Annotated in this window: 15 protein-coding genes; 4 read left to right on the top strand and 11 right to left on the bottom strand. The window is 50.2% G+C overall.

The window, feature by feature from the left end:
- Positions 1 to 18 precede the first annotated feature (18 nt).
- The 6 genes from J2Y43_RS00860 to J2Y43_RS00885 all read right to left on the bottom strand — a co-directional run bounded on the left by J2Y43_RS00860 (position 19) and on the right by J2Y43_RS00885 (position 5,900).
- Positions 19 to 2,529 carry a glycoside hydrolase family 95 protein gene (locus J2Y43_RS00860; protein WP_309981680.1) on the bottom strand — a complete coding sequence of 837 codons (2,511 nt, stop codon included), beginning with the start codon at positions 2,527 to 2,529 and terminating at the stop codon, positions 19 to 21.
- Between the two features lie 263 nt (positions 2,530 to 2,792).
- The gene (locus J2Y43_RS00865) at positions 2,793 to 3,176 is read right to left on the bottom strand and encodes a hypothetical protein (protein ID WP_309981679.1); all 384 of its coding nucleotides are present in this window, start codon (positions 3,174 to 3,176) and stop codon (positions 2,793 to 2,795) included.
- Positions 3,166 to 3,678 (bottom strand): ImmA/IrrE family metallo-endopeptidase, encoded by a 513-nt coding sequence (locus J2Y43_RS00870; protein WP_309981678.1) that lies wholly within the window; start codon positions 3,676 to 3,678, stop codon positions 3,166 to 3,168. The genes J2Y43_RS00865 and J2Y43_RS00870 overlap by 11 nt, the downstream gene beginning before the upstream one ends.
- A gap of 160 nt (positions 3,679 to 3,838) precedes the next feature.
- Complete coding sequence (locus tag J2Y43_RS00875) at positions 3,839 to 5,068, bottom strand: DUF6596 domain-containing protein (RefSeq protein ID WP_309981677.1); 1,230 nt, start codon at positions 5,066 to 5,068, stop codon at positions 3,839 to 3,841.
- Between the two features lie 60 nt (positions 5,069 to 5,128).
- Positions 5,129 to 5,470 carry a YciI family protein gene (locus J2Y43_RS00880; protein WP_309981676.1) on the bottom strand — a complete coding sequence of 114 codons (342 nt, stop codon included), beginning with the start codon at positions 5,468 to 5,470 and terminating at the stop codon, positions 5,129 to 5,131.
- Positions 5,471 to 5,558: 88 nt separating this feature from the next.
- Positions 5,559 to 5,900, bottom strand: a complete 342-nt coding sequence (locus J2Y43_RS00885; protein WP_309981675.1) for a YciI family protein — start codon at positions 5,898 to 5,900, stop codon at positions 5,559 to 5,561.
- A 179-nt stretch (positions 5,901 to 6,079) separates the two neighbouring features.
- Here J2Y43_RS00885 and J2Y43_RS00890 point away from each other — a divergent pair, with 179 nt between their 5' ends.
- Positions 6,080 to 7,264 (top strand): DUF748 domain-containing protein, encoded by a 1,185-nt coding sequence (locus J2Y43_RS00890; RefSeq protein WP_309981674.1) that lies wholly within the window; start codon positions 6,080 to 6,082, stop codon positions 7,262 to 7,264.
- Here the strand turns inward: J2Y43_RS00890 and J2Y43_RS00895 are convergent, their stop codons facing one another.
- Both J2Y43_RS00895 and J2Y43_RS00900 read right to left on the bottom strand, forming a co-directional pair.
- Complete coding sequence (locus J2Y43_RS00895) at positions 7,265 to 7,747, bottom strand: low affinity iron permease family protein (protein WP_309981673.1); 483 nt, start codon at positions 7,745 to 7,747, stop codon at positions 7,265 to 7,267. It abuts the gene before it with no gap.
- 299 nt (positions 7,748 to 8,046) lie between these two features.
- Positions 8,047 to 10,866, bottom strand: a complete 2,820-nt coding sequence (locus tag J2Y43_RS00900) for a PVC-type heme-binding CxxCH protein (RefSeq protein WP_409014411.1) — start codon at positions 10,864 to 10,866, stop codon at positions 8,047 to 8,049.
- Positions 10,867 to 11,036: 170 nt separating this feature from the next.
- Here J2Y43_RS00900 and J2Y43_RS00905 point away from each other — a divergent pair, with 170 nt between their 5' ends.
- Both J2Y43_RS00905 and J2Y43_RS00910 read left to right on the top strand, forming a co-directional pair.
- Positions 11,037 to 11,468, top strand: coding sequence for an antitoxin Xre-like helix-turn-helix domain-containing protein (locus J2Y43_RS00905; protein WP_309981672.1), 432 nt, complete (start codon positions 11,037 to 11,039; stop codon positions 11,466 to 11,468).
- A gap of 3 nt (positions 11,469 to 11,471) precedes the next feature.
- Positions 11,472 to 11,954, top strand: coding sequence for an RES family NAD+ phosphorylase (locus J2Y43_RS00910; RefSeq protein ID WP_309981671.1), 483 nt, complete (start codon positions 11,472 to 11,474; stop codon positions 11,952 to 11,954).
- Here the strand turns inward: J2Y43_RS00910 and J2Y43_RS00915 are convergent.
- Positions 11,951 to 12,331, bottom strand: coding sequence for a DUF1801 domain-containing protein (locus tag J2Y43_RS00915; protein ID WP_309981670.1), 381 nt, complete (start codon positions 12,329 to 12,331; stop codon positions 11,951 to 11,953). The two genes, J2Y43_RS00910 and J2Y43_RS00915, sit on opposite strands and share 4 nt — an antisense overlap.
- A gap of 87 nt (positions 12,332 to 12,418) precedes the next feature.
- On the bottom strand, positions 12,419 to 12,871 hold the full coding sequence (locus J2Y43_RS00920) for a hypothetical protein (protein WP_309981669.1): 453 nt from the start codon (positions 12,869 to 12,871) through the stop codon (positions 12,419 to 12,421).
- Positions 12,872 to 12,955: 84 nt separating this feature from the next.
- On the opposite strand from J2Y43_RS00920, the gene J2Y43_RS00925 reads away from it, so the two are divergent.
- Positions 12,956 to 14,671 carry an arylsulfatase gene (locus tag J2Y43_RS00925; protein ID WP_309981668.1) on the top strand — a complete coding sequence of 572 codons (1,716 nt, stop codon included), beginning with the start codon at positions 12,956 to 12,958 and terminating at the stop codon, positions 14,669 to 14,671.
- Between the two features lie 7 nt (positions 14,672 to 14,678).
- On the opposite strand, the gene J2Y43_RS00930 is transcribed toward J2Y43_RS00925, so the two are convergent.
- Complete coding sequence (locus tag J2Y43_RS00930) at positions 14,679 to 16,211, bottom strand: carbohydrate-binding domain-containing protein (protein WP_309981667.1); 1,533 nt, start codon at positions 16,209 to 16,211, stop codon at positions 14,679 to 14,681.
- Positions 16,212 to 16,248: the final 37 nt, after the last annotated feature.

Here is a 16,248-nt window from a genome sequence, read left to right on the forward strand (position 1 = left end):
GGTTTAATAAGGGTTAGGTCAGCGGGTGAAAGTATAGGTCTTTCCTTTCTCTGTTCTAAAATCATACAAAGCCGTTTCCGGCAACTTCGAAGGGGTTATTTTCGCGGCAGGCGAAACTATTGGCTTCGGAATATCAAGCAACTGGTAAAAGGGGTTGCTATTCGGGCTGCCGTCGGCGGCGAGCGCGAGAGAATGGCCTCTCAATTCATTCGGAAGCCTTAGCCGGCAGTTACCGCCCAGGTTTGACTTGACAACCAACTTTGAGACCTTTCCTTCTTTCCATTCCAATGTCACAATCTCAAACCCGCCGCGTGCGCGCAAGCCACTGATCGACCCGTTTTTCCAGCTATCGGGGATGGCCGGAAGCAGGTGAATGGCGCCGTCGTGGCTTTGCATAAGCATTTCGGCGATGCCGGCCGTGCAGCCGAAGTTACCATCAATTTGAAATGGTGGGTGGGCGTCGAAGAGATTCGTATAGGTTCCGCCGCCGCCCTTCTTACCAGGTGCATTAACCGGCGAAAGCTGATCGGTAATGAGCTTGTAGGCACGATTTCCATCGAGCAGGCGGGCCCACCAATTCACCTTCCAACCCATGGACCAACCGGTAGAAACATCGCCCCGGTGTTCCAGCGAAGTCCTCGCCGCTGTAAAAAGCTCCGGCGTACGGTAGGCCGAAACCTGGTGCGAAGGGTACAGTCCGTACAAATGCGAAATGTGGCGGTGCTTGTCCTCCGGACTGTCCAGATCTTCGAGCCATTCCTGCAACTGTCCGAATTTCCCGACCTGCATTGGAGGCAGCTGTGTGCGTTTGGCTTTCAGTGTTTTGACAAAATCGGGATCCGTTCCGAGGGCTTCCGCCGCACGGATGGTAGCGGTAAAAATGTCGTACACGATCTGGTTATCCATCGTATTCCCCGCACCGATCGTCGTTTTCGGGCGGATCGCCGGGGCATTCTCCGGCGACATGCCGGGTACCACCACCAGCCATTTATGGGTTGGCTCGGGTACCAGGAAATCGACAAAGAACTGCGCCGAGCCCTTCAAAGCCGGATACACCGATTTCAGGTACTCTTTATCGCCCGAATAGCAATATTTTTCCCACAAATGCGTGCTCAGCCAGGCCCCGCCCATCGGCCACATAGCGTAGAAAATCGGGTCCACCGGACCGGTAATGCGCCATAAATCGGTATTATGATGCGCCACCCAGCCCTTCGCGCCATACATTACACGTGCCGTTTCCTGGCCGGTAACCGACAGATCCTTCACCATTTTTACCAATGGCTCGTGCAGCTCCGTCAAGTTGGTAACTTCGGCGGGCCAGTAATTCATTTCGGTATTGATATTGATGGTGTACTTGCTACCCCATGGCGGGTTCATATGCTGGTTCCAGATCCCCTGCAAGTTGGCCGGCTGCCCCACAGGAATTCCGTTACCGCCCGGCTGCGAGGACGAGATCAGCAAATACCGCCCAAACTGGAAGTACAACGCCACCAATTGCGGATCGTATCCCGAAGCGAATTTTACAATACGCTCATCCGTAGGCCATTGTGCAGCTTCCGAAGTCCCCAAATCGAGCTTCACCCGGTTGAAATAATGCTGATAGGCAGCGATGTGGCTTTTCAGAATTGTTTGGAATGGCTTGGCGGCCGCTTTGCTGAGATATTGGTCCGCTTTGGCTTGCGGGTTAGCCGTAAGCGTTTTGTAATCGACAAAATTGGTAGCAATGGAAATGTAAATCGTGGCCGCATTTGCCTTGCTGACCGTCAGGGAGGTATCGCCTGCGCTCATCTGTCCCCCCTCGGGCGCCACCAGCACGTGCGCGCGGAATGCTACCTGCCCCTTGACCCCTTCCTTATCTCCGCTAATCCCCGCAAAAACCATCCTATCTCCTTTCTCCATCTTCCTTTCTCCCTTCTGAGGGCTGTTCAGAAACGAGGTGAATGTGAGCTTCCCCGGTTTATCGGCTGTGAGGCGTATTGCAATCACCTGGTCAGGTACGGAGGCAATGACCTGCCTGGTATATTTCACACCATCGACGGTATAGGAGGTTGTGGTAACCGCCTTCTCAATATCCAGTTCGCGATAGTAATTGGTGAATTGATCATGCCCCGGAAAATCGATATTCAGGTTACCGACCGGCTGATACATCATTCCGTTCGTCGTCTTCGACTCGATTTTTTCAGCAGCGAGTTTGGCAGCTTCATCGTGTTTTCCTTCGAAAATCAGCTTGCGTATCTCGGGTAATGCAGCGAGGGCATTCGGGTTGTCGTTGCGGTTGGGGCCACCTGCCCACACCGTCGATTCGTTGAGTTTGAGGACCTCTTTTTCAGGATTACCATACACCATTGCACCCAGCCGGCCATTGCCGACAGGTAATGCGTCGGTCCAGGTATTTCCGGCGGGCTTTTTGTACCAGAGCTTCAATGCGACGCCCGGCGTGGCGACGCCCGGCGTAGCGACGCCCGGCATCTGTGCAAAAATTGGATGGGTAAAAGCAAAAAGGGTCAGGCTTAGGAATAGGTGTTTCATGAAAAAAGTATTGTTGTCCTTTGTGTTAAGAGGACACAACCAGTAATTTTTAATGCTTTGGGTTATTAAAGTTTAGTCAACCGGCAATACTGCCTCTCAAACACAGTCCGGCGAGCGCCGCTGCTGGTTAGCCGGGTAAAACAATGGGCAAATTAGACAGGCAGGATTAACAGGGGTATTAATAAAAGCTTAATGAGGTAAGGAAATGTAAAAAAGGTTATTTGGAGGGCTGAAAATTGAAGCTCGATAGAGAAATTCAGCAACTATCTTTTCGAAGTACTCACCGCTTTACCAAAAATATAGCCTAGTGCCGTGCCCGCAAAAGCCAGTACTTTCGAGCCACTTTGAGACCAGAAATGTACGGCATTCGGATTCGCCTTTGCTGTGATGAGGCAGGCCACATAAATCCCCAATCCGAGCAACACCGACAGGAGCGCGATGAATGTCTGAGTGTTCTTTCCATCACCGAAGAATTTACCCAGAACTCCCATCTCCTTCTCTTTCATCACTTGCTCATGATGGTTTCTTTCCCGGGTTAGCTCGAGTTGTAGGTTGTGAGCACTTTTGAGTGTATCGTCAAATTCGGGATCATCCATCTCCTTTTCAACAATCCCCTCCCGCTTTGCCTTACGTCGGTCAAGCGCCATATTCGAACGAAATACGATTACGGATCACAGGCACAGACACCGCAAAAAGCACGGACAATTGTTCAAGAGAAAGTTCTTTCCAGTATTTGTCAAGCATAAAGCGGGGCACGAGCAGATTAGCTGCGAAGGAATTAGCTTCCATTTCAACAGGATCATTACCATTGGTATCGCCTCTTAAAAGCACCTTATAGTCGGAAGATTTTGCCCATTCGGTATGCAATAGCCTATGGCCGAGTTCGTGAGCAATGGTAAAAGTCTGCCGAAGCGGAAACTCGTACTTGTTCACATAAATTGTCTCATCATCAAAATCATAAAACCCGGAAATGGAGTCATACTCCGGAGTAAAGCCTACAAAGACCACCCTTACGCCAAGTTGTTGCGCAATATCCGCTGGATTTACCGGTGGCTCCGATAGCCCAAATTCGTTCAGGATACGGGCAGCTTCGGTTTTGGCCTTTAAGTAATCAGGTCGTGATGAAATATTACAGACTGAAGTAGCCATAGTTGTCGTAAATGATTCGTGCGTGCAATTCCTTTACCACAAATAAGTTATCACATTTCCAACTGGATATTACATCCCAAATGGTACCAATGTTCAAACGGCAGCCTATTCAGCACGACACAACGACTTGCGTTATCAATTATTGATGCATTCTTAAGTGCTATCCAAGTTTTTTGATCTTCTCCACCAGCAACAACCGATCCGCGCGCGACTTGGCCAGCCCGAGCGCCGTCTTGAAATATCCCAGCGCCTTCACGTCATCAATGCCTAAATACAGCTCTCCAAGCAGCGAATGGTACAGATGGTTTTCCGCGAGGTTGAGCTTCTCGGCTTCGCGGATGGCGTCGGCTTTGGAACGCGCCTTGGCCAGGGCGTAGGTACGATTCAGAGCGGCGATGGGCGAATATTCAAGGATGAGCAACTGGTTGTAGTATTGGAGAATATGCTCCCATTTTTCGGGAGTGTCGGCCTTGATGGTATGCCAATAACCGATCGCCGCTTCGAGGTGGTAGCGGGAAAGCTGCTGGCCAACGGATGCACGGTTGAGGTAGCACTCGCCTCGATTGATCAGCGCCGCGTCCCAGAGACTATCGTCCTGGTCCTGGTAGAGCACGGTTTCGCCTTCCGGATTGGTGCGTGCTTCGAAACGGGAAGCGTGAAAGCACATCAGCGCAAGCAATGCATTGACGGGCGGCCGGTCGGTACCGGGATTTTCTGTCAGCATTTTTGTAAGCCACATCGCTTCAATGCAAACGTCCTTTCGCAACGTAACATCCTTTCCCGCAGAATAAAAGCCTTCGTTGAAAAGCAGATATAAGGTTTTCAAAACCGCTTCCAGACGCAACTCGATCTCGGTTTCATCGGGAAACTCCATTTTTATCTGCCCGGCACGCAGTTTCTCCCGCGCCCGATAAAGTCGTTTGTTGATCGTCTCCTTGTTGGTCAGGAATGCGCTGGCGATTTCATTGATCCCGAAGCCGCACAAGACATTCAAGGCCAAGCCAATCTGCGACTCGACTGGAAGAGATGGATGGCAAATAGCAAACATCATCTGCAACTGGCTATCCGTAATGTTCCGGGCCGATAAATCAATCTCGATTTCTTCGTCCGTCGGACTGCTTCTTACCACCTGCCCACTGACCTTTTCCTTAAACAGTTTGTCCCTACGCAGGTAATCGAGCGTTTTGTTACGTGCTACGGTGTAAAGCCATGCCACCGGGTTGTCGGGCGCCCCCTTAATCGCCCACATTTCGGAAGCAAGCAAAAACGTGTCGCTGGCAATGTCCTGAGCGATTTCGATGTGTTCCAAACCGAATGTTTTAACCAATACCGCAGTAATCTTGCGGTATTCGGTCCTGAACAAATGGGGGATCAATTCCTGGTTTTCCATGGCCTCAAATTAAAAAAGCCTTTGCTGGTTACAAAGGCTTGTGAAACATTCGGGTACCGGTTACATGCGGTCGATTTCTCTCACTTCGACATTACCGCCGAAAAGCAGGATCGGACAGCCCTTGGCCATTTCGGCTGCTTCATCCAGCGATTCCGCGCGCACCATGGTGTAGCCGCCTACCGATTCTTTCGTTTCGATATACGGACCGTCGGTAATCGTCAGTAAGGGCTTCACCACTTTGCCCGCCGGGTTCAACCGATTGCCCCGGTCGATCAGCTTGCCCTGCGCAGCAATTCCCCCGATCCAGTCCATCCATTTTTGCATACTGGCCTGCATTTCCTCCGGTGACCGATCGGCCAGCGTGGAAGGATCATTTCTGAAAACAAACATGAAGTCTTTCATTGTGATATAAAGTTTTAAGTTTTAAAGCCTGTTGACGAATGACCGGCGCCGGATTGGACAAAAGTTCAGTTTTTATTTTTAACAAAATCTACATTCGGATGATAGGTCTCACCTCGACATTGCCACCCGCGGAGAGAATCGGGCAGCCCTTGGCCATTTCGGTTGCTTCACCCAAGGATTCGGCCCGCACCATAATGAAGCCGCCGACCGATTCTTTCGTTTCGATATAAGGCCCGTCGGTGACGACCTTGGCCGGCCTTACTACATTGCCTTCGTTCGCCAGTTGGTTTCCGCGGTCCACAAGCTTACCCTGGGCCGCAATGCCGCCGATCCAATCCATCCATTTCTTCATACTGGTTTGCAACTCTTCGGGCGACATTCCGGCCATAACCGCAGGATCATTTCTAAAAACAAACAGGAAGTCTTTCATTGTGATATAAGGTTTAAGTTTCAAAGCCTGCTGACGAATGGCCGGTGCCATACTGGACAAAAGTTTGATTTTTTTCAGAAAAATCATAAAACCTGCAAAACCACTCATTTGCGCTGGTACGATTGTTTCAATGAGCGGCCTAAATATCAATCCCTTACCATTGCAAAACAGACTTTGGAATGACTACCACACGCACACATTCGAAAAAGAGACGCACAGCCAAAATTCTGATCGGGATCGTAGTCGCCATCGTGGTGATCCGGCTGGTATTACCATATATCATCCTCCATTTTGCGAACAAGAGCCTGGCGAATATGAACGGCTATTATGGGCATATCGACGACATCGATCTTGCCATTCTCCGCGGTGCTTACCAGATCGACAGCATTTATATTAATAAGGTGGACCGCGTGGGAGAAGACTCTGTCCCTCAGAAACAAACACCCTTCTTCGCATCCAGGGAGATCGACCTATCGGTGGAATGGAAGGCGCTATTCAAAGGTTCAATCGTGGGTGAGCTGGTGTTCCAGCGGCCTTACCTGCTTTTTACCAAAGATAAAGTCGAGCCGAAAGAAGTGGTAAAAGACTCCGCCGATTTCCGCAAGCTCCTCGACCAGTTCATGCCTCTGAATATCAACCGCTGCGAGCTGCGGGGAGGAGCTATTCAATTCAAGGATTTTAGTTCCAGGCCCAATGTCGATATTGCCATGACCAACGTGAACCTGCTCGCCCAGAACCTCCGCAACAGCTACGATTCATCGGCTGTACTGCCCGCAAGCATTCACGCAACTGCGGAAGTGTACGAAGGGGAGCTCCGTTTTGATGCCAAACTCAATCCGCTGGCCGATGCCCCTACTTTTGATATGAGTGCCGAACTGACCCATACCAACCTGGTAAAGCTGAACGACTTCTTCCAGGCATATGCCAAAGTGGATGTCAATGACGGACGCTTCGGACTGTACACAGAGGTGGCTGCGAAAGACGAGGAGTTCAAGGGATATGTGAAGCCCGTGATCAAAAACCTGAATATTTTGGGCAAAGAAGACCGGAAGGACAATCTGCTGCGGAAGCTGTGGGAAGCCGTTGCGGGCGGAGCAGGGAAGTTGTTTGAAAACAAAAATAAAGACCAGGTAGCGACCAAAATCCCTTTCCAGGGCCGGCTCGACGATCCCAAAACGAATGTATGGGTGGCCATTACCAACATTCTGCAAAATGCATTTATCCACGCCATTCAGCCTTCTATTGACAACGAGATCAGCATTGCGTCGGTGAAGGAAGATAAAAAAGAGAAGAAGACCTTCTTTCAAAAGATCTTCTCCAAGGATGAGGACGAAAATAAAAAAGACAAGAAAAAAGGCAAATAGCTACTCCTGTGAGCCGGTGTCGCCATTGGACAGTCCTGAAAACCCTCCCTTCTTGTGCTTGTGCAATCGTTGTGCCGCATCAATGGAATGCGAAGTATGAATGTCGCTATCCTCTTCCGACATTTGGGCCAGTTTCTGATAAAACTTGCGCAGTACATCAAGCTCCGCTTCGCTCAGGTCTTCGATATCGACCATCCGGTTGCTTGCAAAGCGGCTGGCTCCTATCAGCTCATTCAGTTTCAATTGAATGGCTTTCGAATCTTTATTCTGTGATTTCTGAATCAGGAAAACCATCAGAAAAGTGACGATCGTCGTGCCGGTATTGATCACGAGCTGCCACGTATCGGAATACCCGAAAATCGGTCCGGTAATGCCCCAAACCAATATGATTCCGAATGCTACACCGAATGCCATTGAACTACCCGTCCAGGCAGTAATGCGGGTAGCCATTTTCTCAAATAAATTAATTTTTCCCCTTTCCATAAACAAACTTTGTTGATAAAGGTAATCTCCGACCTTTCGGGCTGAAAAGCTATTTCTCAAACTGACTTTCAAATAAAAAACATGCCATTCTAACGAGTTATGACGGCAATCACTTTATCGGAACCCAGCCACACAGTCCATCAGCAATGCTCCGCAATTCGCCCAACACAGCATTAAAATCACAAACATGACTTTCGTCATATTTTCAAATAAATTTATTCGCATATATTTGTAGAAGTACTTCAATATTCTACTCAACGTTATTAAAAAGGGCTTCGTCGTGAAGCCCTTTTGATTTTTCAATGGTTCATTGCTGTTCCCGTCGCATGGTCGCCGTGCTGGTGTGGAATTTCCGTTTTACCCACCTTTTGATAATCTTTCAGCACCTTTTTAGACTCCTCAGTACCAATCGCTTCCATACGCTGTATCATGTAAGGCAGCATTTTCGGAAACCTGGATTTTTCGGCGAGCTGCAATGCCCGTTTCGCATCGATCGGCGCCAGAGGTTCGGCAGCATACCACTCCATGAGCGGCAGGTTGTGATCGTCCTTGTCTTCGGCCTTTTGTACCAATGCATCCAATACATCCCAGCGTTGCGAAGGATCGAGACGGAGCATTCCGGAGGTCAGGTATAACCTTACCAGCTTGGAATTATCTTTTTGCGCCATTTCAACAAACTTTTTCAGTGTTTCCGGCGCCACCGATTTGCCTTCGGTCAGAAGTTGGATCGACCAGCTGCGAATGTACTCGCTGTCATTGGAAAGCAAATCGGAGAGTTCTTTCTCTGTGAGCCCTTTGGTCACATGGAGCGTCCACAACGCGCGGAGCTTCCGGGTTTCGTCCGGGTTTTTAGCAAGTATCTCCTTCAATGCCTTGTGTACCTTTTTATTAGGCCCCCGCTCCTGCAAAATAGTCCGTGCCTGGCGAACGTACCACTCATTGGGATTCAGCTGGTAATTCACCAGCTCCATATCGGACGCTTTTGACAAATCCACCTGCACCCATTTGTCGTTATCATGAGTTATTTTGAATATCCGCCCCATGGTCTTATTGTGCACGTCGGGATTCGGGCTGTGGCACTGGTTCTTATCGTACCAGTCGATCGCCCAAACCGAACCGCTTGCATCGTACTTAAAGTTCAGCCACTGCGACCAGGAGTCGTTCATCGCCATGAAGTCGTTCTTGTGAGTTGCTTCATAACCGGATCCCGAGCGGGTGAGGTGATCCATATTGAGACGTGCGCCGTTGATATTATTCATAAAAATATCGTTGCGATACTCCTTCGGCCAGCTGTTGCCGAGGTAGATCATCGCTCCCGCATGCGCGTGCCCGCCCCCCGCGGATGCGGAGCGGAAATTACCTGCGTGCGGCCCGCGTTCGCCCACCCAATGCACGTGATCGGCTATGGTCTTAATGTCGTCGTAAGTGTATGGGTTGAAATGTTTTCCGGCCTGCCGCTGGTAACGCGCGCCCTGGATCACGTGATACATATGCGGGATCACGCACACGGTAATGAACGGGTGCCCGTAATCATTGAAATCAATTCCCCACGGATTGCTCGACCCTTCGGCAAAAACTTCGAATTTGTGCGAAGTCGGATGGTAGCGCCACACGCCCGCATTAATTTTGGTCCGTTCCGAATCAGGTGCCCCGGGCTTGCCTACACTGGAATGCGTAAATACGCCGTGCGTGCCGTACAGCCAGCCGTCGGGTCCCCAGCGCAGGTTGTTGAGGACTTCATGGGTATCTTCCAGCCCCCAGCCATCGAGCAATATCTGCGGCGGCCCGGAGGGTTTATCATTTTTGAAATCAGCGGGGATAAACAGCAGATTAGGCGCCGAACCCAACCACACACCGCCCATTCCTACTTCGATACCACTAATCAGGTTCAGGTTTTCCGCAAATACCTTGCGCTTGTCGAGCGTACCGTCGCCATCGGTATCCTCAAAAATCAGGATCTTGTCTCTGCCCTGCCCTTCCGGAGCGCGTACCGGGTAAGTATGCCCTTCCACTACCCAGAGCCTCCCGCGGTAATCGACAGTGAAGCTAATAGGCCTGATAATATCCGGTTCCGCTGCCGCGAGCGTGATCTTGAAGCCCGGCGGGGGCGTCATGGCCTTTGCCGCATCCTTGCCCGATAAGCCCGCATTCAAAACGGGATCCAATGGCGGGAGAATAATGATATCCTTCTGTTTCAGCTCATTAGGAAAATCGGGCCGGCTTGGGTAAAAACGAAAATCATCAAAATTAATATGCGCCCATTTGTCGTTGGGAATGTATGGAATCTGCGAAATGCCCGTCTCGTTATCGACAATCCGGATAAAAATCTCCTTGCTCAGGTACGGTTGCAGGTCCACCACCGCGGGCTGCAACGTGGCCCTACCCTGGCCGGTAATGTGGTATACGACCTTGTTATCGGCGGCTGTCACGATTTCCACGCGCGTATCCTGCAACGCACCTCCCGATACCCTGAAAGCCGCGAATGGCTGTGTAACCAGGAATGGCACGGAAGTAAGCGTACCGGTTAGCTTGTAATTGAGCGTACCACCGCTGCTGAGGAAATACTTCCCTTCATATCCTATATTCATTTCCTTTTCATGCACCGGAGACGGATCGGAGCTGAAAAGCGCATTCGCAAATGCATCGCCGGTGGCCGTCCAGTTTTTCAGATCGCCTGTTTCAAAACCCAGGTTCAACGGCTGCCCGTCCTTCATCGGAAGCTGGCCCGCCACTGTTTCGTTGGAAATAACCCCTTCCACAACCTCAAAACTGCCTACCATCCCCGCAGCACGGTGGCCAGGCACGGAACAGAAATAGGTGTCGCTTTGCTCGGCTTTGAATGTAATACTGGTGCTGGTGCCTTTTTCGATGATCACCTTGCTTTTGATACCTAACTTTTCGAGCGCGATATCGTGTGTCATCAGCTCCCCATTTGTGATGGTGATCCGCACGCGGTCACCTTTGTTGGCCTTCAATGTCGGATTGCGGGAGCCATCCTTGGCAAAGAAGCCGAGCATGGTTGCCTCCAAAGCATAGTCCCGATCGAACTTCTCGGCAGGTTGTGTAGTAGTCGGTTTTTGCGCGAGAATGTCCTGCGCAGGGACGGTCACCATGGCCATTGCCAGCGGGACGAGCATGTGTGTCAACCTGATCATATTTAACTGTTTAGGAATTTCGGTTTTAAAAGCTGAGGAATAAAGGAAGGCTGCACTATGTTTATACTTATTGGAAAAAATTCACTTTTTATTTTGAAAAAATTCCTACATTTAAGTACTCAATTTCCTTTGCTATGAAAGCCTTTGCTCAACCCGGGTCCAATTTGAAATCCAAATTCAATCACATCGCCATGGGCAGCAATTTTTCCATTGTGCTCTCTGCCCGAAAAGGTCTGCACACCAAAGTTTTCTATGATTTCGCGGAGGCAATCAAAATGCCGGAAAGGAGATTGGCAGCAATCATGAACGTGTCTGCCCGCACTATCAGTAACTACAAAGAGGCTCAAAAACCGTTGGAACCGCTTTATGGAGAGCATCTTTTGAAACTGATCGCGCTTTTTGAAAAGGGGGAAGAGTTTTTCGGAACGATCGACGAGTTCAACTACTGGCTGCAAAAACCGTTCTGGAATTCGACGGAAAAGCCCTCGGACTGGCTGACGACCGGCGGCGGTGTGGATTTTCTAAGCGAGGAGCTCGATAAAATGGCGGAAGGTTATCCGGCGTAAAAGATGCTAGTATTCCGGATTGTCCACAAGCTATATGCCCATTCTTTGATCGCTTCCGGTATGCGCGGGAGGTGGAACAGCTCGGGCAATAAAGTAATTTACGCGTCCGAGACGGTCGCGCTCGCATTACTTGAAAATATGGTAAGAAGGCAGGGAGTCGGATTTAACAGTAATTTCAAGATCATGTTTATTGAAATACCCGACGATGCTGTGATCGAATCCGTCACCGAAAGCGACCTTGAAGCCGGTTGGCGTGACCCGAACGATTACTCACAATGCCAGCCTTTGGGAGACCGGTGGTTCAGTGCAGGTCGTGCATTGGCCTTGAAAGTGCCGTCGGCGGTCATGCCGCTTTCCTGTAATCTGGTGGTCAACACCGTCCATCCGGACTATTCGCGTGTGTCGCTTGTCGGGGTCACCGACCTGATGCCTGATCCACGGATTGAGGATATATTAAAGAAGTATGGTTTCAAAACAGGCGCTTAATTCGCCGCTTGCTTCGCAGCTGCCGCCTGATTTTCCGCAATCCGCAATTCGGTAATCTTTCTGATCAGGTCCAGCGGCATGGGTTTGTTCAACGGGAAGTGTACTGAGCCTTTTGTCCCTTTGTAACCCGACAGTTCAGCAGCAAGCGCCTCCGAAATCTTTCCGGTAACCGGGTAAAGCGCAATATGCTTTTTCCAACCGGCAAAATAGATGAGATAAGTCCCGTTCAGGTTAAATGTGGGCATGTCATATGAAATCGTTTCAACAGCATCAGGCGCAACGCTCCTGATTACCGCGCGAATTTCTTGCAGTAACTCCTGCACATCCTTCGGAAAGGTACCGATGTATGCGTCTATTGAGTGGTGTTTCGCGGCCATTTCCAAGTCTTTTAGCGTTCCGGGAAGTTAGTAAATTGAGAAATTTATCCATTGACTTCCTTTCACCGAAAGCTACACATCAGAGTATCAATTACAAAAGCTGCGATCGACATAAGTTTTGTTACCATTTGAATTAACATAATAACAACCTCCCCGCGGCCCGCGGATGTATTGCCTCACCACGTGATAGTTTTGCTTACGCTCGGAAGCAATATGATCTACAAGTTTAACGGTCCGCTCGTCTGATTGCGTGGTCCAGGTGTTTTGAGATACATTATTTTGCGGCCTTGTATCCTGTTTCAAGTTGACGAGCGCTTTGATCAGTTCGGTGGCCTGCTCCCTCGAACGTTTAGTTTCCTGATCCTTTGCATCCAGCAATTCATACAAGCGGTTCATTCTTTCTTCACAATCCGTAGCTCTAAAATTTGTCGTGGTCTTTACCGCATTCTCCTGGCCCCTGGCGGTGATCGACTGCCCGGTTGAAATAAAATGGATAAGAGCAAGGACTAATGTAAAGGCGAAGGTGATTTTCTGATTCATAGGATTTACGTTTAAGTTTCTCGTTAATACCCTTGCTCCCCACGTCATTATCACCCGAATCCAAAAAAATTTCTACTTTCGGAAATGACTAAAACCAAACTATCCTTGATCGCGCTCGCATTAGCGGCGGGCCTGGGCCTTCTTGCCCTGAAAAGCAGGAACGCGCCCGCAAAACCGAATGCTGCCAAACGTCCCAACATCATCGTGATACTTGCCGACGACATGGGATATTCGGACATGGGCTGCTACGGCGGCGAAATACACACGCCAAACCTCGACTACCTCGCTCAAAACGGGCTCCGTTACCGGCAATTTTATAATACCTCACGCTGCTGCCCTACACGTGCATCCCTGCTCACAGGCCTGTACAACCAGCAGGCGGGAATCGGGAAAATGACGGAGGCTGAAAACCAGCCTGGCTACCAGGGACATATCACCGAAAATACCGTAACGTTGGCGGAGGTTCTTAAAACCGCAGGTTACCAGACGGGAATGACCGGCAAATGGCACGTTTCCAACACATTTACACAAAAGACCCCACAAGAGCAGCTCGCCTGGCTGAATCACCAGAAAGAGGCAGGTCCTTTTTCCCCCATTGAGCAGTACCCGACCAGCCGTGGTTTCGATAAGTACTTCGGGACCATCTGGGGTGTCATCGATTTCTTTGATCCTTTCAGCCTGGTGAATGGCAAGGAGCCGGTCAAAAGCGTTCCTAAGGACTACTACCATACGGACGCCATTAACGACACAACGGTCGCTTATATTCGGGAATTTGCTAAATCCGACAAGCCATTTTTCCTCTACGTGGCACAAAACGCACCGCATTGGCCCTTGCAGGCAAAGCCGGAGGACATCGAGAAATACAAGGATACTTACAAAAGCGGCTGGGAGGCAGTCCGCAAGGCGCGTTACGAAAGAATGGTCAAAATGGGCCTGATTGACCCGAAAACTACACCACTACCGGAAACGCCGGCCGGTGCGGTGAAGTGGGAAGACAATCCCGACCGCGAATGGGATGCCAGGGCTATGGCCGTCCACGCGGCGATGATCGACCGCATGGACCAGGGAATCGGTCGCATTATCCAGGCATTGAAACAAACCGGCGAGTTGGACAATACGCTGATCCTGTTTCTGACCGACAATGGCGCCAGCCCCGAAAACTGTGCCAAATATGGCCCGGGTTTCGACCGCCCAAGTGAAACGCGCGATGGCCGCAAGATCGTCTACGCCACCGAAAAGCAGGTAATGCCTGGCCCTCAGACCAGCTATGCGTCCATTGGCGCACGCTGGGCGAGTGTAGCCAACACGCCATACCGCTATGCGAAAGCCGAATCGTTTGAAGGCGGTATCAATACGCCGATGATCGCTTTCTGGCCCGGGGGCATTACGGCCAAAAAAGGAAGTTACAGCGATCATATGGGCCATGTAATGGACCTGATGGCTACATTCTGTGAACTTTCGAGCGCGAAGTATCCCAAGCAATTCAAAAACAACGAGATCAAGCCCACCACCGGAACAAGCCTTGTCACCTCGTTTTCAGGCAAACCTTCCAAAGGCCATTCCGAGCTTTTCAACGAGCATTTCGGTGCCCGTTATGCACGGCAGGGCAATTGGAAACTCGTGTCGGCTGCTGCCGATTCCACCTGGCAACTTTACGACCTTTCGACCGACCATTCGGAAACCCAAAACCTCGCCGCCACTCACCCTGAAAAGGTAAAATACCTGGCAGGTTTATGGCACCAATGGGCCAATACCCACCAGGTATTTCCAAAACCAGGCAAACAAGGCCCCTCAAAATAACGAAATGCTAACGGCCCGAACTGCCGCCTGCATTGGTCACCATTGAACTCGTGGTGAAACTGGTGCCGGCGGTACCTGCTGTGTAAGTGCCCGATGTGTATAGTCCGAAAAAGTCGGTCGTATTGGCGGTGGTGCCGCCTGTGTACACCTGGTAGGTTGTTCCCTGCTTTATTTTAGGGCTTGAAAACAGCATCGTGTTATACGACCTCGGGATGGTGAATGTCATTACCTCGCCGTCCGATGAGCGGATGTGCATTAACTGGTTTGCAGAGCCCGAACCCAGAATTACCGAAGGCTGCGTACTGACATTCGCTGTGGGAGAACTGGTTGCACCACCGGTGCCAATGAGTATGCCCCCGGTAATTTTAAATGTATTCCGGTCACAATCGAAACCTTCTTCCGGACCGCCCGCTGCGATCGAAACAATCCTTCCTCCGGTAATCGTCATAGGGCCATTCGAATCGATACCATCGTTGGAGGTACTATATACATAAATGCTGCCCCCGTTGATATAAATAAAACTACCCGCATTTAAACCGTCGTCGGCAGTTTGGATATTGAAATCTCCGTTATTGATCGTCAGTACGCTCTTACTTTCGATACCCTCCCCTGCCGACGATTTAATATTGAACGTCCCGCCGTTGATCGTCACAAAAGGATCGATACTCGTATCGGTATCGTAGCTGGCCGTAATGGCCTTGTCGACTACATTTACAGTGAAATTGCCTTGATTGATCACAATATACCCCTCCTCACACTGAATGCCATCTCCCGCCGCGGTAATGCTGACCGTGCCGCCGTCGGCGATGAACGCATCGTTGGTATGGATCCCGTCAGACGCCGCACCAGTGACAGTAATGCCACCGCTGATAATGCGTACGTAATCGTCGCTGCAAATGGCGTGCTTGTAATTGCTTTTCAGGTTCAGGGTACCGGTTCCACTGAAAATCATTTGCCCTTCACTGAAAAGCGTCGCTTTCATATCTTCCTCACCGCTGGCCGTATAGCTGGCGCCGTCGGTCAGTGAGTTGGTAGTGTTGTCGTTCAAAACAATGAAAGCCCGTTTCTCCGACTGGATATTAATCGCCGGACCGTCGGCATTGGTAATGCTAACACCATTGAGTGTGAGCTTGAACTTCTTATCGCTGTAAATCTTGAACGAACCATTTGTGGTAGTTCCGGACAAGACGTACTCTACTTCCGCTACCGTAGCATGGACGACCACGTCGCCATTGGAATCCGTTACCGTTACGCCATTCCCTGCCAGTGGATTGGTAATCGCAACAGTGTTCCCAAACTGGATTGATACAACCGATGAAAAAGTAGAATTAGCCAAAAGATCATCCTCATCGGCCGCTGTGCCGGTGTCGCCTTCCGGCGCTGTCGATACGAAACTGACGCTGTCAATATTAATCGAACCATCAGCATTGGTATTGCCAGGATCGACCGTGTTGTCATCTTCTTTTGAACAAGCCAGGCATGTCGTGACTAGCAGCGCCGCGAGCGCGGCCCTTGTAAACTGTGTAATTCGGAGGTTCATACTGAGTTATGATTGGTGCGCAGAATTATTACTTATG

Origin of the sequence: Dyadobacter sp. BE31, from assembly GCF_031457695.1 — a bacterium.
In the GTDB taxonomy this organism is placed as follows: domain Bacteria; phylum Bacteroidota; class Bacteroidia; order Cytophagales; family Spirosomataceae; genus Dyadobacter.

What these genes read in the sequence shown, in the direction of transcription:
- J2Y43_RS00860 (WP_309981680.1), bottom strand. Translation starts at nt 2,529, where the DNA reads ATGAAACACCTATTCCTAAGCCTGACCCTTTTTGCTTTTACCCATCCA.
- J2Y43_RS00865 (WP_309981679.1), bottom strand. Translation starts at nt 3,176, where the DNA reads ATGGCGCTTGACCGACGTAAGGCAAAGCGGGAGGGGATTGTTGAAAAG.
- J2Y43_RS00870 (WP_309981678.1), bottom strand. Translation starts at nt 3,678, where the DNA reads ATGGCTACTTCAGTCTGTAATATTTCATCACGACCTGATTACTTAAAG.
- J2Y43_RS00875 (WP_309981677.1), bottom strand. Translation starts at nt 5,068, where the DNA reads ATGGAAAACCAGGAATTGATCCCCCATTTGTTCAGGACCGAATACCGC.
- J2Y43_RS00880 (WP_309981676.1), bottom strand. Translation starts at nt 5,470, where the DNA reads ATGAAAGACTTCATGTTTGTTTTCAGAAATGATCCTTCCACGCTGGCC.
- J2Y43_RS00885 (WP_309981675.1), bottom strand. Translation starts at nt 5,900, where the DNA reads ATGAAAGACTTCCTGTTTGTTTTTAGAAATGATCCTGCGGTTATGGCC.
- J2Y43_RS00890 (WP_309981674.1), top strand. Translation starts at nt 6,080, where the DNA reads ATGACTACCACACGCACACATTCGAAAAAGAGACGCACAGCCAAAATT.
- J2Y43_RS00895 (WP_309981673.1), bottom strand. Translation starts at nt 7,747, where the DNA reads ATGGAAAGGGGAAAAATTAATTTATTTGAGAAAATGGCTACCCGCATT.
- J2Y43_RS00900 (WP_409014411.1), bottom strand. Translation starts at nt 10,866, where the DNA reads ATGGCCATGGTGACCGTCCCTGCGCAGGACATTCTCGCGCAAAAACCG.
- J2Y43_RS00905 (WP_309981672.1), top strand. Translation starts at nt 11,037, where the DNA reads ATGAAAGCCTTTGCTCAACCCGGGTCCAATTTGAAATCCAAATTCAAT.
- J2Y43_RS00910 (WP_309981671.1), top strand. Translation starts at nt 11,472, where the DNA reads ATGCTAGTATTCCGGATTGTCCACAAGCTATATGCCCATTCTTTGATC.
- J2Y43_RS00915 (WP_309981670.1), bottom strand. Translation starts at nt 12,331, where the DNA reads ATGGCCGCGAAACACCACTCAATAGACGCATACATCGGTACCTTTCCG.
- J2Y43_RS00920 (WP_309981669.1), bottom strand. Translation starts at nt 12,871, where the DNA reads ATGAATCAGAAAATCACCTTCGCCTTTACATTAGTCCTTGCTCTTATC.
- J2Y43_RS00925 (WP_309981668.1), top strand. Translation starts at nt 12,956, where the DNA reads ATGACTAAAACCAAACTATCCTTGATCGCGCTCGCATTAGCGGCGGGC.
- J2Y43_RS00930 (WP_309981667.1), bottom strand. Translation starts at nt 16,211, where the DNA reads ATGAACCTCCGAATTACACAGTTTACAAGGGCCGCGCTCGCGGCGCTG.